The organism is Acinetobacter sp. WC-323 (genome assembly GCF_000314615.1).
GTDB lineage: Bacteria > Pseudomonadota > Gammaproteobacteria > Pseudomonadales > Moraxellaceae > Acinetobacter > Acinetobacter courvalinii.
The window spans coordinates 131,782-148,321 of record NZ_AMZS01000068.1 but is presented as its reverse complement, the minus strand read 5'-3'; the positions used below and the strand labels follow the sequence as shown (position 1 = coordinate 148,321).

Below are 16,540 nucleotides of genomic sequence, written 5' to 3'. Positions count from 1 at the left end.
CCTAATTATTGAATTCATTGATTTTGTGTTGATCTGGAAAGCGCCATGCATACGGCAAAGCGCACAGGATCAGGACCGTACAAAAAATAAAGATGTCCTGAATGCCCTTAAATGAATCCAGTGCGGTATGAGGACTGGTGTGCAAAAGATCCTGATGTAATTGCAGATACAAGGCAGCCAGTACCACGGCAACTGCGGCAAATATGCGACGGAACAGATTGTTTAAGGCCGCCGCCTGAGTAACCAGATGCTGTTGTTGCTGACGTAAGCTGTTAAGCCCTGCCGTGGTCGATGGCATATAGGACAGTCCCATCCCCAGACCATGCAACATCATGCAGAAGATAATGAACCAGACATTTTTGACCGGTGCCCATGCCAGCAAGGCAAAAGCCAATGCGGTAATGAGCAAGCCCAGGCTCATAATTTTTGCAGCGCCGTAACGATCGAGATATTTACCTGCAGGCTGGCTGCATAAACCGGTCACCAAGGCACTACTCATCAAGGCAAATCCTGTCCAGAGTGGGCTAAGTTGCAAGCTCTGCTGAATCCACAACGGCACCAGCAACATGCCAATAAACAGGCCCACCGTTTGCGCCACACAGATCATCAAACTGAATCGAAAACCTTTTGCCGCAAACAATGCCGGCTCAATCAATGGACTGGTCTGATTTTTCTGCCTGCTGGCAAATAACCAGAATGTTAAGATGCTCAATGCAAGTAATAACCAATAGACTGGCTGTGTGACATCTTCAAGTCGATGAATCTGACTCAAAGTACCTAATAACAAAATAATGCTCAGACTGAGGCAACCAAAACCGATCCAGTCAAAAGACTGGTTGTTATCGCTTTGTTCTTTAGGCAGGTACAGATATCCCAACCATAATGCGATACAGGCAACAGGCAGATTAATAAAGAATAAAGCCTGCCAGTCGAGCCAGACCAGAACCAGTGCGCCTAACATCGGCCCAATCGCCAAAGTCAACATGATCATGGCGCCCCACAAACCTGTGGTACTACCCCGTTGTTCACTTGGCGTGACTGAAAAAATCAGCCCAAGTGACAATGGGATCATCAGGCCACTACAAAAACCTTGCAGCGCTCTTGCAATCAGGACCGACTCAAACTGGTTGAATAAGCCACCGATTGTTGATGCCAAGGCAAAACATAACAACGCCGTTAGATAAGTTTTTCTTTTGCCAAAACGCTGACTGAAATACCCCGCCAGTGGCAAGCTGATACTCATCGCCAGTAAAAACGCGACCACCACCCAACTTGCCCAGACTTCACCAATCTGGAAATACTGCATCAGTTGAGGTATGGCAGGATTAAAACTACTGTTGTTTAAACTGACGGTACCGGTACCTAACATGACCGTGAGTAAAACATAACGCTGCAAGCCCGCGTGTGCCGCCTGATTGATGGGTACAGAAGACCGTTCCATATGCGCGATTCCTCTGTTGACCTTAGTCAATGTGCTCTGACAACTTTACTTGTGCATAAAAAGCGGGAGAAGTATGCCGAAGCTGACCAGATTTATGCATAACACGGGTTAAGCCTGAATCGGCCAGTTGCACAGGATTTCGCACAGATTGATCTGACTGTGCAGCAGGTGCCACACCAAATTGCTGATAAGACTGGGTCTGATCCAGCTTAAACAGCTCTTCACCTAATAACTGATTGGCAATGGTAGCGGCCCGATGCGCCCCCAAACCCAGATCTGGCGTCCCGACACCATGATGGAAAACTTCCATATTTTGCAGGAAAATCCGTCCATCGCCCAGATAGTTCACCTCAAAATCGGCACTAACTTGCCAACGCCCGGTTTGCTCCAGGCGAATCAAGTTTTGCAGGTTGTTCAGGAAAGCGGGTTTAGGATAACGATAACCTGTGGCCGCGATGACACTATCTGCATCCAGTACATAATGCTCACCCTGCTGCTGGTGCTCGAAATGCAAACGGATTTTCTGGTTTTCCAACACTTCCGCATGTTGTAACTGGTGATGTCCAGCCAAGGTCACATCAGTCTGCTGACCACCGATACTCCGGTGATACAGCCGTTCGTAAATATCACGTATGGTTTTACTGCTGATGCCTTTATACAGATTGGCTTGTTGCGCAGGTAATGTAGCCTTTAATCCTGCAGGTAAATGATAGAAATACTGCATATAGTCAGGACTAAAATGCTCAAGTCCTAATGGCGTATTCTCCATCGGGAAAAAACCTGCAGAGCGTGTCAGCCAATGCAAATGGAAATCAGGCGTGGCTTTGCCTTGCGCATATTGACGATCAAACAGGTCAATAAAAATTTCTGCCGCGGACTGGCCTGAACCAATCAAGACCACATTGCCTTTTAACTGTGCTGGGCAGTGCTTTAAATACTCAGCCGAATGTAAGCACTGCTTTGTTTTTGGATAGGCCTGCTGCAAACTTTCAGGTAAATGTGGCACTGTGCCGATTCCCAGTACCAATTGACGTGTCTGGTAGCGCTGCTGTTCACCATTCGCCAGAACTTCGACCTCAAAACCGCCCTTGATCGGTTGCACATCCAGAACACGGCTGTTGAAGCGGATATGCTCGAGCTGCTGCACCACCCACTGACAATAGTGGTTATATTCCTGACGTGGAATATATAAATTTTCACGGAAGTAAAACTTATATAAACGCTGCTGATGCTTTAAATAATTGAGAAAACTATAAGGGCTGGTCGGTTCAACCAGACTGACCAGATCTGCCATAAACGGCACTTGCAGTAAAGCATTAGGAAGTTGCATGCCCGCGTGCCAGTCAAAACCATCTTTCTGCTCAAAAAAACGATATTGAAGGTCACTTTTGTTTTGCAGCAAACTGGCCAGACTTAAATTAAAAGGCCCCAAGCCAATGCCGATAAAATCAAGCATAGCTCACATCCTTCTGCTCAATAAACAGCGGATTTTGCAATTGTACATACACAGATTGATGCTCAACAGGCGCAATCAATTCATCCAGCTCATGCAAGCGTGTCAGCAAATTACCTTTATATGGCAAGGTTTCATTAAACAATAAACCCTGTAACAAGGTACTGTCAGGATATTGCTGTAATAATTCCTGCAAGAACGCTTTCAAATGCTCAAGCAGCACATCTTCGCTCATATGACCCGTTGCACCAATCGCATTAATAATGCCGAATAAGGTATTGCCAAAGAAATAATAGCTGAAACGCTCATCAACAAAATCTTTCGGCCCCACTGCAAATGCTTTTTCTTTTAGCTCAGGTAAAGCCTTTAAAATTTCAGTGGCAAATTCTTCAATATAGTAAAAGCCCTGATTGTCACGTAACCACAAGGTCTTAGGAAAATGATTCTCCATTTCCAGCAGCACATTTTGCTGATGCGATTCGAATGCCATGCCATAACGGTGATAGAGATACATCAACGGCTGCAAACTCACCTTAAGGAAACGGTCAAACCAGTCCAGTGCAATCTCGGAAAGATCCATTTCAGGATGTGCTTTGGCAATGTTTGCGAAAAGCGCATTAAAACGATTTAAAGCCTTGCCCGGATGGTCCTGACACAATGAAGCAATACAGGTCACTTGCTGTTGCGGACCAAAAGGCTGATCACGGAAAATACAGATACTTTCATTGACCACGTCACCATCAATTTGCAAAGCCATCCATGCAGGATCATTAACGGCTTTTAAACTTGGGCAGTTTTTTAAGATATTCTGCCCAAACTCACTATGCCATAAACGATGGGTCAGTTCACCACGGTGACATTCTTTTGCCAGATTGACACGGATTGAATTAGTAATCATCACCGACAGTGACGGTTTCACCATCCACGGCGCATTAAAACTTGCCAGCGTTCGAATTGAAGTGGTCGGTGCAAATTGCCAGCCGCGTAAACCCAGATCAATCAGTTGTCCAGTTTGTTTCAAACGCTCAAACCACGGCTTGCTTTGCAGATAACGTGCCTGCCAAGGATGTAAAGGCAGTAACTTATACTCGGTATGAGTGTTGAGCAGCTTAAGATCCTGTTCAGACAAATACCATTGCAACGCACTTTTAAGCTGGGCTGAAATAGCCTCATCAGTCGCGCTACCTTCAGCAATATAATCCTGATGCACAAACCAGTAATGCAGTTGAGTTTGTCCCTTATTTTCCGGAGAAAACTTGTACCAGTCCTCATGTACGAAACCCGTCCGGCTCTTTGGTGCAGGATGCATGCTATGCCCAAGGACTAAAGCCTGTTCAGATTCAATGAAATTCTGACCTGCCTTGACCAGATCATCGAAGTCATGTTCACGCTGGACTAAAAACTGCTGTAAAGCATCGCGGCTCTGAATCCATTTTTCCACTAGAGAAGCGGCATCTAATGCAAGCTCGGACTCAAAAACCAGTTCTTCCAGTAACAGGCCGACAATGGCAACGGGACTAAAGCTTCTACTTTGTCCATGAACAATAATTTGCGGAAAATCAGCTAAGCGATGTCGCCCGACTCGACTGACATAGGCCAACGGGAAATAGCATTGTGCTTGAATGGAGTGGATCGGAATGGTTAACAGCGTCAAACCTTGGCTAAACGCTTGCTGTTGTGGACTCTGCTGATTTTTATTAAGCAAGTGACCTTTGCCTGTTTCTTGCGTGTAGGCGTTGACGAAATGTTGTATCGCCAACCGATTGGCAAGTGATTGCATCCGATTGTATCCTCTATCCAGAGATCTGATTTATTTTTCGAAATGTTTTAGGCCATAAACATATCCTGAACGGAACTTAGGTCCGTTTAAGATGAGCTAATGATAATTATTATCATTTATATTTTCAATTCCATGATTTCCTACAATAAAACAATTCAATGCATTGAAATGATTTGCTTTTTATTAGCTTTACGCGAAATCAGATACAAAAAGATAATAATCGTTTTTATTTAATATAATGATGAATCACTCAATATTGATAGCTTTTTATGATTTTAAAATTCCATAATTTACAGTAGATTAGTTAAAGATATCCCAAATGATGCATTTATGTGCCTGTATTATCAAAAACTGTGTTCCGCAGACCCAACAGCTCCCCCTGACAACTTTAAAGAATAAAATGATGATTTCGCCTATTGCGCTGGTCACTATTCTCTCCACTATAATGCCGAAAATTTAAAAACAATCTCAGGCTGAGATCACAGGAACGATGATGAAGTGCTATAAAAGTTTAGATAAAAACGCAGACGTGAAACGTATTATTCCCTTTTTGTCGATCGGGGGATTCATTTTATTTTCCAATGCATCTTTTGCAGCATCTTCCGCTGAAGCAACCCGTACGGACAACAAGTCAGAATTACTACCCACTATTACCGTACAAGCATCACGTTCCGATGAGCTCTCCTCTTCTGCCAAACAAGTCACGCGACTGGATGAACAGCAAATTGAACTTTTAAAAAATGCCTCATCGGGCAATCTTGCAACTATGCTGGCCAAGGCCGTACCTGGTTTATCCGATTCAAGCCGTACCATTACCGATTTCGGGCAAACCCTGCGTGGACGTAATGCACTGATTCTGGTCGATGGCGTGCCGATGAATTTAACGCGAGACACATCCAGAGGACTTTCTGCGATTGATCCGCAAAGTATTAGTAGTATTGAAGTCATACGCGGCAGTAATGCAATTTATGGCAGCGGCGCAGCGGGTGGAACCATTTCAATTACCACGAAAGCGGCTGGCGGTGAACCTGCTGCTAAAACCGTGATCGGCTTACAGAGTCCGCTCACCAATATCCGTTCCGATGCCTTCAGTGGCGATATTCATCAATATTTTTCAGGCAGTCTGAATGACTTCGATTATGCACTGGATTTTGGCTATCAAAGAATTGGTAGCCCCTATGATGCAAGAGGAAAACGGGTTGCACCCGAACCCAGTCAGGGCGATCTGTTTGATGCGGATGCCTATAGTATCGGCACTAAACTTGGCTATCACCTAGACGATAATCAGTATCTACAACTGGCTGCAAACTATTATAATGCCGAACAGGATTCCGACTATGCTTCCGATCCGAGTGTAGCCCAATTACCGCCTGGTAGTGTCCCGGCAAAAGCCATTAAGGGATTGAAATTAAAGCAACAAAATAAAAATGAAAACCAGATTTATAATCTGACTTATAGCCATAAAGATTTATTTGGCAATAAACTCGATGCCCAGATTTATTACCGCGACTTTTTTACCCGCTTTGCACCTTTTGATGCGCGTGAAGTACCGACCCGCGGAGGACAGGTCGATCAGGTCTACCAAAACAATAAAGTGCTGGGTAGCCGCTTAACCGTCACGACACCGCTTGAGTTTCTGGGTGACAGTTCACTGGTCTGGGGCGGTGATTTTAGCCGTGAAAAGAGTGAAATGCCATTAGATACTTTCGATCGTGACATTTATGTCCAATCCGGCGGGCTGGAATTCGTCAAAAATGGAAAGCTGATTTATTTACCTGAACTCACCACCCAGAGCATGGGCGGATTTGTGCAATTGAAGCATCGTTTTAACGATCAATGGTCGGCTGAAGTTGGCACACGCTATGAAGACAGTTTTGCCAAAATTAACAGCTTTGTACCCTTGTCCCAGTTAAAAGAATCTGTTCCTTATACCGTTCAGGGTGGAAAAGTAAAGGCGGATGCATGGCTCTACAATGCCAATCTTACCTTTGCAGCAAATGATGAACATTCGATTTATGCCTCATTTAATCAAGGCTTCCAGCTGCCTGATGTGGGAATTGTCATCCGAAATGCCAAAAAAAATTTCGACTTGCGCTCTTCTTACTTAGAACCCGTCAAAGTGGACAATTATGAACTCGGCTGGAATGGCCATTTCAACAATTTCAGTTCCAGTCTGGCCGTATTCCACTCAACTTCCGATCTTGGCGGTGTGCAATCCCTTAATAACGGTCTGGAAATTATCCGAACCAAGGAAAAAGTGACAGGTGTTGAAGCGACACTAGATTATCTTGAAGATGCAAAAGTCTGGGGTGCTGGCGGGAGTGTAACCTGGATGAAAGGACGTGAGATACCGCAAAATAGTCATACTGAACAGGATATGACAGGTTTCCGTATTCCGCCGTTAAAAGTGACCGCCTATATTTCCTATAGCCCGACCGATACCTGGACCAACCGTATACAGGCGACATATTTCGGTGCAGAAGACTACCGTCTCAATGGTAACAATGGTTTTGGACGCTATGATGTCAAATCCTACACCACAGCGGATTTAATCAGCAGTTTTGCTATCAATAAACAGGATACGATGACGATTGGTATCGAGAATATGTTCAATCGTGAATACTATCCGCTTTATAGCCAGCTCATGCGCAATAGCAACAACACCAGTCATCTATTAGCGAATGGCGTAACCGCGAAAGTCTCTTATACGCATAAATGGTAACTTCCAACATCAAATACGATAGATATCTGATGATATCTATCGTTGTTTCAAGCATTAATCCGTTTAAGGATTAAATTCTGAATAGCCTTATCTTTAAACATCCAGTATATCAGCAAATTCAGCGCCCAGTAACTTAGCCAGATCCTGAGGATTTAATCCAATATCCAATCCCCTTTTGCCCCCACTGACATAAATTTTTGCCAAACTTTGCGCCGTGGCATCGATCACGGTTTTAAGACGTTTCTTTTGTCCGAGAGGACTAATTCCGCCGACCAGATAGCCAGTTAAACGTTCAGCATCTTTTGGATTTGCCATTTGCAGTTTCTTACAACCGACTGCTGCTGCTACTTTTTTCAGATTAAGTTGATGATGGACCGGTAAAATGGCGATGAAATAATTTTTTTCATCTGTCACCATTAAGGTTTTGAATACTTCTTCAACTTTGAGATTTAACTTCTCTGCGGCTTCTAGTCCAAAACTTTTTGCATTGACATCATGTTCATATTCATGAATTGAGAATGGTATTTTATTTTTTTCCAGTAATTTACAAGCGGGTGTCATATCTATTCAGTATTTTTGCTTTAGGAATAAAAGTAGGATAAGTGTAGCACTTTAAAAATAAAAGTTTAAATTTGCTTAGGCTATTTTGGATATAAATATCTTCTTGATAAATACTGAGACAACCTCATATATTGGCTAAAGATGAAATGAACAGGCTCAAATAATTCATGAGTTATAAACATAACAATCTGATGGCGATGCGCCAGAATTATTGGGATGACGAATCTTCTTCTACTGTGCAAGCTGAAAAACAGTTTTTGCAGGATTTACTGATAGAAGAAGGTGTGTTTAAAGAAGCAACGCCAGATGACACCAAGTATTTTTTCTTTACCCTGCCCAGTATTATTATTGTGAAGGCGTATGCACTCGGTTTTCATAACAGTCAGGTTAAACGAATGTTGGTTAAACATATTCATACCCATCGAGCCACACTGATGAAACGGGCAACATTAAAAATTCAGTTTAAAATTTAGGACATATGTATATGAATACCAAATAGGAATAAGATATATGCTTAGGCTATTTGTATACAATTACCCTATTTCACAAATTTAGACTGATAATTCAAGAGATTGAACTGTTTTAATACGTTCAAAAGCGGTAATATCCGCTACAATTCATATCTCGGCTTTCAACCCTCCGATTTCAGCATAGGATTTTTCTTTCATGTCAGATCAGAACGATAAGCTTAAGAATCTAAAAACCTCCTCGGTGGATCGTCGCTTATCTATCGCAAAAGCATCTTTACTTGCTGGAACACGTTGGGCAACTGCAAGTGCAACTTCTCTTTTCTCCAGTGAAGAAGAAAAAGAGAAGAAACGTAAAAAAGCCATGGCTGAACAGGCGCATTATTTGGTTTCTGAAATCGGCAAACTTAAAGGGTCAATCGTCAAGATTGGCCAGATGATGGCCTTATATGGCGAGCATTTCTTGCCTGAAGAAATTACCCAGGCATTAAATACCCTGAATAATCAGACCGTAGCCCTCGCCTGGCCTGCAATCAAGGCACATTTGCAAGATCAGTTAGGTTCAAAACTTGACGATTTAACTATCGATCATGAACCGATTGGCACCGCTTCACTGGCTCAGGTTCATCGCGCGACCCGAAAGTCAGATGGGCAGGAACTGGTGCTTAAAATCCAGTATCCGGGTGTGGCTGAAGCAATCGACTCTGATATGAATCTGTTTAAGAATATGCTGAAACTGACACGAATGGTGCCGCAAACCCGTGAGTTTGATCAATGGTTTGATGAAGTCCGTGACATGATGCATCGTGAAGTGGATTATGCGATTGAAGCTGCAACCACACGTCGTTTCGCTGAACGTTTGAAAGATGATCCGCGTTATATCGTTCCACAAATTGTGGATGAATTCTGCGCTGAAAAAGTACTTTGCATGACCTTTGAACGTGGTGTTCCGGTGAACAGTCCTGTGATGCTTTCTCTTCCACAAGAACGCCGTAACCAGTTGGGTGAAGCTTCTCTAGAAATTGCAGTGCGTGAATTGTTTGAATGGGGTGAAATGCAGACCGACCCGAACTTTGGTAATTATCTGGTTCGTTTGGGTGATGGCAATGAGGTTAACGATAAAATCGTTTTACTCGACTTCGGTGCAATTCGTCAGTTTGACAATAATTTATTGACTGTGGCGCGCAACCTGATTCAGGCGGGTTATGATCACGACAAGACCGCGATGGTCAAAGCCATGAAGGGTTATGAATTCTTTGATGGTATGCCAGAAAGTGTTAAACCGGGTATGGCGGATGTATTCCTGATTGCGACGGAAGCCTTTAGCTGTCCAGAAAATAATCCTGATATGCCTGCGGGGATTATGGATGATCAAGACCGTTATGACTGGAAAAAAAGTCAGTTGCATAGTCGAGTGATGCAACAGGCTGGGCAATCGATGGCATCCCGTTATTTCTCGGTTCCGCCGAAAGAGTTTATGTTTATTAGCCGTAAATTCATTGGTGCCTACACCTTTATGACCGTAATCGATGCAAAAACCAATGTCCGCAAAATGATTCGCCAATTTGCTTAATCAATCATTTCCTGTGAAATGAGAAAAAGCCTGTCCATTCATATGCACAGGCTTTTTTATTGCTACTTATTAAAAGTTATACTGTTAAGCACAGGTTTCTGCTACTTTTTTAATTTCATATGGCAGTCCCACATAGTTCTCTGCCAAAGTGGTTCTGCCCGCTGTCGAGCCTAGAATATAACTGAGTTCAGCCTGCTTGATTTTATGGTCAAACTCGCTTTCGGTTTCAAAACGATGCAGCAAATGCGTCATCCACCAGGAAAAACGCTCGGCCTTCCAGACCCGTTGTAGACATTTTTCCGAATATTCATCAATGCCCTGACTTGAACCCTCGGTGTAATACTCAATCAATGCATTCGATAGATAAGCAATATCCGAAGCCGCCAGATTAAGACCCTTGGCCCCGGTTGGCGGAACAATATGCGCCGCATCTCCTGCTAAGAACATTTTACCAAAACGCATTGGCTCAGTCACAAAACTACGTAACGGCGCAATACTTTTTTCGATAGATGCGCCAGTGACCAAATGTTCACAGCTTTCGGGATCTAGACGACATTTCAATTCTTCCCAGAATCGCTCATCTGACCAGTCTTCGACATGATCCGTCAATGGTACCTGTAAATAATAACGACTACGGGTTTCTGAACGCATACTACATAACGCGAAACCACGTTCAGACTGTACATAGATCAGTTCATCTGCCACTGGCGGTACATCGGCCAATACACCTAACCAGCCAAATGGGTAAACTTTTTCAAAAGTTTTGATCTTGTCCTCAGGCACACTGGCTCGACAAATACCGTGATAGCCATCGCAACCGGCTATAAAATCACATTGGATTTGAAAGGTTTTGCCCTGATAGTCAAAATGAACTTCTGGCGCATCATAAAAACCGTGCACCTGCACATTTTGCGCTTCATAAAATGAGGTCAGCTGTGCAGCTTCACGCGCAGCCATCAGGTCTTTGGTGACTTCGGTCTGTCCATAAACCGTGACTTGTTTACCGCCTGTCAGTGCAGACAAATCAACACGATGTTTCTGCCCATTGGTGAGGATCTCAATACCTGAATGCGGTAATCCTTTCTCTTTTAAATGTTGATCGACGCCTGCCTGTTTGAGTAAGTCAACTGATACCTGCTCTAAAATGCCTGCACGTATACGTGAAGCCACATACTCAGCACTACGTTGCTCAATAATGATATGTTCAATGCCAGCCTTATATAACAGTTGCCCCAGTAACAAACCTGCTGGGCCAGAACCGATAATTGCAACTTGCGTCTTTAAAATATCCATTACATCTTCCTTGTTATCTCCTGACTTTTAAACTACTGCTTTTCAATGAGGGATACGATGTATGCAAATCGAAAAGAACCGTTTATCATTCAACTTGTCCGATTAGCGGACAAAACATACAAAATAACTAGGAAGAAAGGATGTCCTCTACCGATGCTTTTTTAGAGCACCCGAGTTCTCATGAACGTATTCGTCAGGAAGACTACATTGCGGGTTTGGCCAAAGGTCTGGCTTTACTTGAAGCCTTTGGCATTGATCGCCAACGTTTGAATGTCACACAGGTCGCAGAGCGGACAGGTATTAGCCGCACAGCCGCACGTAGACATTTAAAAACCTTAAAATACTTAGGCTATTTAGATACCGATGAGCATTATTTCTGGTTGACCCATCGGGTATTACGTTTTTCCAGCTCTTATCTGAGTTCTGCGCATCTACCCAAAATTGCCCAGTCTTTTCTCAACCTTTTATGTGCCCAGACCTCTTTGACTTTTTCTTTGGTCGTTTTAGATGACAATGAAGTAGTTCCGATTGCCCGTAGCTATCTTCCCCAACATGACAACCTGCGGGTCAGTCCTTATGGCATGCATCTAGGCAACCGCCTACCCGCACATGCCACCTCTACAGGAAAGGTGTTATTGGCAGCATTGTCTGAGCAGGCTCAGCGCGATTGGGTCAAAAACTATGGCTTAAAGCGTTTAACCCCTTTCACCATTATTGATGGAACTACGTTTATAGAGGTGCTGAAAAGTATTTCATTGTCAGACTATTGTTTATCGAAAGAAGAGCATGAGCTGGGTGTGATTGCAATTGCAGTACCGATACTGAATGCCCAAGGTCAAGCCATTGCGGCGCTTAACTGTATGTCGCAAACCAATCGGGTGCAAGAGGATTATCTGGTTCAGCAAATTCTGCCTTTGTTACGTAATACCGCCAATGAGCTGCGCAATGTGATTTAAAAGAAATGTTCGGCTGGCTATTTCAATCTAGATGCTTAGATAATTTGAATTAAAATGTGAACCCATAGCCCATCTCCTGACACCAATAATAACCATGTCTGAATATCTTCACCTCAGGCTAATTAGGTACCGGGTTTAATCTGATGCTCCGACTGAAAATCCTGATAGGTTTTACGTTCAGATGAATCGGCTGTTAAGGGCATAACCTCGGCCATGCTATCTAAACAGCGCTGTGTCAGCTGGATATATTCTTGCGTACCTTTGATTTTCCATGCACGTTCCTGTGCTGATAAATCACGCACAACCTTGGCAGGACTGCCCATGGCCAGTACATTGGCTGGAATATGATCCTTGGTTTTGACCAAACTGTTTGCACCGATAATGCTGTTTTCCCCAATCTCGGCATAGTCCAGTATCACACTGTTCATGCCAATCAAGGCATTCTTGCCGATACGGCAGCCATGCAAGGTCGTAGCATGTCCAATATGTCCCATTTCTTCAATCAGGGTGACGCTTTGCGGAAAACCATGAATGATACAATTGTCCTGGACATTGGCATTCTGCTTGATATGGATCCGGCCAAAATCAGCGCGTAATGAAGCAAATGGACCAATATAGACACCGGATTCAATGATGACATCACCAATTAAAACAGCGGTTGGATGTACAAATGCATCAGGATGAACGACAGGAATCACTCCATCAATACTGTAACAAGGCATCAGCCACTCTCTCATTATTTTGGCTCAAGCCACCAAAACGCCGCCAAAAATGTGCAGTCGCATTGGGCATAGGCCCTTCCGAGGTTGCCGCAACCGACAAGAAATACTCATCTGCGGCTTCGAAGACTTTTTTATAAATATTCATGGATAAAGTTCGTGCCTTGACCGCCGGCCAGTCTGTCGATAACAGCTCTAACGGCAAAGCAGGATCTTTGAGTAAAATCCGGCGATAATAATGAATCAGCAAGGTCCGGATCTGGAAGGCTTGAATCGGTTCAATACGTTCATCCTCTTGCATCAAGATTGCGCCAATCTCCCGAAACATATCCAGAAATTGCAGATAACGTTGACGCAGCTCATCAATCGGCCAGTTGGTCTCTAACATACGGCTGATGGTGTCAGTCGAGTTATTAAACAGCTGTAAGGTCTCAGCCTTAAACACCACCACCTGCTCGCTCATGTTGAGATCAACCAGCAGTTTTTGCAATTGCAGTCGATTCGAACCCGGGTACGCCATCAGGTTGGTCGAAATATTGGCAAAGCCCAGCCATTCCAGTTCTTTCTTGAGAAAAGCCTTATTGTCGGTATCCAGACTCGACATCAGGATCAGATCCCAACAATGATCCCATTCTTTCATCTGGTCATTATAAATCCGTTGCTCAGCCTGTAAGTATTTGAAACGGCTGGCATCTGTAATCCGGTAAAAACTGGTTCTACCAATTTTATCTGAACCCAACCATTCATTTTTGACCAAACGAAAAACCGAAGTCCTGACAGCACGATCATTAAAATTGAACAGCTCCATTAACTGGATCAAGCTGGCAAGACTGATATTACCGCCACGATGCAGGATTGAATCTCCAAAAATGGTGGTAATCAGAGACGTGCCACTTAAGGTTTCATTCTGGATGATCGAATCAATAATTTGCTGTAACTTTACACTCATAGGTTTATCTTGGCGTTTAGATTCAGGATATAGACGATACTATACCCTGAATGTTCATAATGTTAAGCAATCTGACGCATATCGATGACCCGTTTTGCCTTCCCTTCCGAGCGCGGCAAAGTCAGTTCATTCACCACTTCGACTGTCACGGAAATACCAATCATGGTTTTAATCCGCTGCATCAGTTGCTGAGCCAGTTGTTGCGCCTGTAAGTCGCAGTTATGGCACATCTCGGTACGAATATGCAAGGTATCCATATGGCCTTGCTTGGCAACCAGAATTTCATAGTTCGGCACCAGACTTGGGACTTGCAAAATCTGTTCTTCAATCTGGGTCGGGAATACATTTACGCCACGAATGATCAGCATGTCATCGCTGCGCCCTACAATTTTATCCATACGGCGCATCGCCAGATTCTGACCTGCCAGCAAACGGGTTAAATCGCGGGTACGATAACGGATAATCGGCAAACCTTCTTTGGTAATGGTGGTAAATACCAGTTCGCCCAGCTCGCCATCCTTACACACTTCACCGGTTTCAGGATTGATGATTTCAGGATAAAAATGATCTTCCCAGATGGTCAGCCCTTCACCTTCATCCAGACACTGCATGGCGACACCTGGCCCCATAATTTCTGACAGGCCATAAATATCCAGTGCCTTGATATTCAGGCGCTCCTCGATCTCACGGCGTAACTCTTTCGACCAGGGTTCTGCACCAAAAATGCCCACCTTTAACGAGGTATTCCGCGCACTGCCTAACTGTTGCTCAAGTTTTTCAATAATGCTGACGCAATACGATGGCGTGACCATGATTGCCGTAGGTTTAAAGTCCTGAATCAGTTGCACCTGCTTCTCGGTCTGACCGCCTGACATCGGAATCACGGTTGCACCCAAGCGTTCAGCACCATAATGTGCACCTAAACCACCGGTAAACAGGCCATAACCATAGGCCACCTGAATCATGTCCTTGGCACTCAAGCCCGCCATACGCAAGCAACGCGCCACAATATCCGACCAGGTATTGATGTCCTTTTGGGTATAACCCACGACGGTTGGCTTTCCTGTGGTACCAGAAGATGCGTGTAAACGCACAATCTGCTCTTGCGGAACTGCAAACATGCCAAAGGGATAGTTGTCACGTAAATCCTGTTTGGTGGTAAATGGAAACTTGGCCAGATCATCCAGTGTCACGAAATCATCGGGATGCACACCTGCATCATCAAACTTTTTCTTATACACAGGACTATTGGCATAAACATAAGTCAATGTCTGTTTTAACCGTTGGGTTTGAAGCGCTCGCAACTCCGCAAGCGTCATTTTTTCTACGTCTTCTGTGATGAGGCTATCCACTGCCGTCTCTCCTGTTTCGTTATATTATTCGAACCGTTTCGTTTCAATTGAATTAAGCTATATTTTCTAAAATCAGGGCGACGCCTTGCCCAACACCGACACACATGGTACACAGTGCGTATTTACCTTGGCGTCTTTTCAGTTCTCTGGTTGCGGTCATCACCAAACGCGTGCCACTCATCCCAAGCGGATGGCCGAGTGCAATCGCACCACCATTCGGATTAACACGCGTATCATCATCCTGAAGACCTAACTCACGTATACAGGCCAAGGATTGCGCGGCAAAAGCCTCGTTCAGCTCAATCACATCCATTTGATCCAGACTCAGACCCGTTTGTTTCAACAATTTTTGTACTGCAGGCACTGGCCCAATACCCATATATTTTGGTTCAACCCCGGCACTGCTCATCGCCACCACACGTGCCAACGGCTTTAAGCCATGTGTATCGGCAAACTGACGATTGGTCAGCAACACACACGCCGAGCCATCATTGACACCCGATGCATTACCCGCCGTCACCGAACCACCTTCTTTACGGAATGGAGCTTTCAGTTTTGCCAAGCTGTCCAGACTGGTATCGGCACGCGGATGCTCATCCTGTAAAAAGACAGTGATATTCTTTTTACGATCGGCCAGTTCTACTGGCAATATTTCACCCTCAAAAAAGCCGGCTTGTTGTGCCGCAGCCACTTTTTGTTGACTCCGTAGCGCAAATGCATCCTGATCCTGACGACTGATCTGGTACTTTTCAGCCACATGCTCAGCGGTTTCAGGCATGCTGTCCGTCCCATAGTCAGCTTTCATTTTTTTATTAATGAAACGCCAGCCAATGGTGGTATCAAAAATTTCAGGGCTACGTCCAAAAGCCTCGGTTGGCTTGGCTTGCACAAAAGGTGCCCGACTCATCGACTCGACCCCGCCCGCCAGTACAAATTGTGATTCACCCGATTTAATCGAACGTGCTGCCAAACCTACTGCATCCAGCCCTGAAGCACAAAGCCGATTCACGGTCATGGCAGGAACTGCCTCTGGTAATCCCGCCAACAAGGTTGCCATGCGTGCCACATTACGGTTATCTTCACCCGCCTGATTGGCACAGCCCAAATAGACTTCATCTAAATCCTGCCACGGCAGATGCGCATGTTTTTCTTTTAAATGTTTGATGGGCAATGCCGCAAGATCATCCGTACGTACCGAGCTGAGCGCACCAGCATAGCGGCCAATCGGGGTGCGAATAAAATCACAAATTAACACGTCTTCCATGATCACTCCT

At 44.4% G+C, this 16,540-nt stretch carries 13 protein-coding genes; 4 read left to right on the top strand and 9 right to left on the bottom strand.

The window, feature by feature from the left end; genetic code table 11:
• Nucleotide 1: 1 nt before the first annotated feature.
• The 3 genes from ACINWC323_RS01575 to ACINWC323_RS01585 are packed head-to-tail and all read right to left on the bottom strand — an operon-like array spanning nt 2 to nt 4,674.
• Entirely contained in the window at nt 2-1,441 is a 1,440-nt protein-coding gene (locus ACINWC323_RS01575; RefSeq protein WP_009515415.1) for a DHA2 family efflux MFS transporter permease subunit, read from the bottom strand.
• Between the two features lie 22 nt (nt 1,442-1,463).
• Nucleotides 1,464-2,897 carry a lysine N(6)-hydroxylase/L-ornithine N(5)-oxygenase family protein gene (locus tag ACINWC323_RS01580; RefSeq protein ID WP_009515553.1) on the bottom strand — a complete coding sequence of 478 codons (1,434 nt, stop codon included), beginning with the start codon at nt 2,895-2,897 and terminating at the stop codon, nt 1,464-1,466.
• Nucleotides 2,890-4,674 carry an IucA/IucC family protein gene (locus tag ACINWC323_RS01585; RefSeq protein ID WP_009515406.1) on the bottom strand — a complete coding sequence of 595 codons (1,785 nt, stop codon included), beginning with the start codon at nt 4,672-4,674 and terminating at the stop codon, nt 2,890-2,892. Before ACINWC323_RS01585 ends, ACINWC323_RS01580 begins: the two co-directional genes overlap by 8 nt.
• A gap of 493 nt (nt 4,675-5,167) precedes the next feature.
• On the opposite strand from ACINWC323_RS01585, the gene ACINWC323_RS01590 reads away from it, so the two are divergent.
• Nucleotides 5,168-7,396 carry a TonB-dependent receptor gene (locus ACINWC323_RS01590; protein WP_009515588.1) on the top strand — a complete coding sequence of 743 codons (2,229 nt, stop codon included), beginning with the start codon at nt 5,168-5,170 and terminating at the stop codon, nt 7,394-7,396.
• A 93-nt stretch (nt 7,397-7,489) separates the two neighbouring features.
• Here ACINWC323_RS01590 and ybaK read toward each other — a convergent pair whose 3' ends face one another.
• The gene (ybaK, locus tag ACINWC323_RS01595; protein WP_009515382.1) at nt 7,490-7,957 is read right to left on the bottom strand and encodes a Cys-tRNA(Pro) deacylase; all 468 of its coding nucleotides are present in this window, start codon (nt 7,955-7,957) and stop codon (nt 7,490-7,492) included.
• A 167-nt stretch (nt 7,958-8,124) separates the two neighbouring features.
• On the opposite strand from ybaK, the gene ACINWC323_RS01600 reads away from it, so the two are divergent.
• Both ACINWC323_RS01600 and ACINWC323_RS01605 read left to right on the top strand, forming a co-directional pair.
• Entirely contained in the window at nt 8,125-8,430 is a 306-nt protein-coding gene (locus ACINWC323_RS01600) for a hypothetical protein (RefSeq protein WP_005285659.1), read from the top strand.
• 193 nt (nt 8,431-8,623) lie between these two features.
• On the top strand, nt 8,624-9,997 hold the full coding sequence (locus ACINWC323_RS01605; RefSeq protein ID WP_009515676.1) for an ABC1 kinase family protein: 1,374 nt from the start codon (nt 8,624-8,626) through the stop codon (nt 9,995-9,997).
• A gap of 84 nt (nt 9,998-10,081) precedes the next feature.
• Here ACINWC323_RS01605 and pobA read toward each other — a convergent pair whose 3' ends face one another.
• The gene (gene pobA / locus ACINWC323_RS01610; RefSeq protein WP_009515678.1) at nt 10,082-11,290 is read right to left on the bottom strand and encodes a 4-hydroxybenzoate 3-monooxygenase; all 1,209 of its coding nucleotides are present in this window, start codon (nt 11,288-11,290) and stop codon (nt 10,082-10,084) included.
• Between the two features lie 140 nt (nt 11,291-11,430).
• Here pobA and pobR point away from each other — a divergent pair, with 140 nt between their 5' ends.
• Nucleotides 11,431-12,246: an IclR family transcriptional regulator PobR gene (pobR, locus tag ACINWC323_RS01615; RefSeq protein WP_009515518.1), complete on the top strand. Its 816-nt coding sequence runs from the start codon at nt 11,431-11,433 to the stop codon at nt 12,244-12,246.
• Nucleotides 12,247-12,368: 122 nt separating this feature from the next.
• On the opposite strand, the gene ACINWC323_RS01620 is transcribed toward pobR, so the two are convergent.
• The 4 genes from ACINWC323_RS01620 to pcaF all read right to left on the bottom strand — a co-directional run bounded on the left by ACINWC323_RS01620 (nt 12,369) and on the right by pcaF (nt 16,530).
• The gene (locus tag ACINWC323_RS01620; protein ID WP_009515670.1) at nt 12,369-12,968 is read right to left on the bottom strand and encodes a transferase hexapeptide repeat protein; all 600 of its coding nucleotides are present in this window, start codon (nt 12,966-12,968) and stop codon (nt 12,369-12,371) included.
• Entirely contained in the window at nt 12,949-13,914 is a 966-nt protein-coding gene (locus ACINWC323_RS01625) for a PaaX family transcriptional regulator (RefSeq protein WP_005285641.1), read from the bottom strand. Before ACINWC323_RS01625 ends, ACINWC323_RS01620 begins: the two co-directional genes overlap by 20 nt.
• Before the next feature lie 62 nt (nt 13,915-13,976).
• Nucleotides 13,977-15,266: a phenylacetate--CoA ligase PaaK gene (gene paaK, locus ACINWC323_RS01630; protein WP_005230251.1), complete on the bottom strand. Its 1,290-nt coding sequence runs from the start codon at nt 15,264-15,266 to the stop codon at nt 13,977-13,979.
• A gap of 52 nt (nt 15,267-15,318) precedes the next feature.
• Complete coding sequence (gene pcaF, locus ACINWC323_RS01635) at nt 15,319-16,530, bottom strand: 3-oxoadipyl-CoA thiolase (protein WP_009515494.1); 1,212 nt, start codon at nt 16,528-16,530, stop codon at nt 15,319-15,321.
• Between the last annotated feature and the right edge of the window lie 10 nt (nt 16,531-16,540).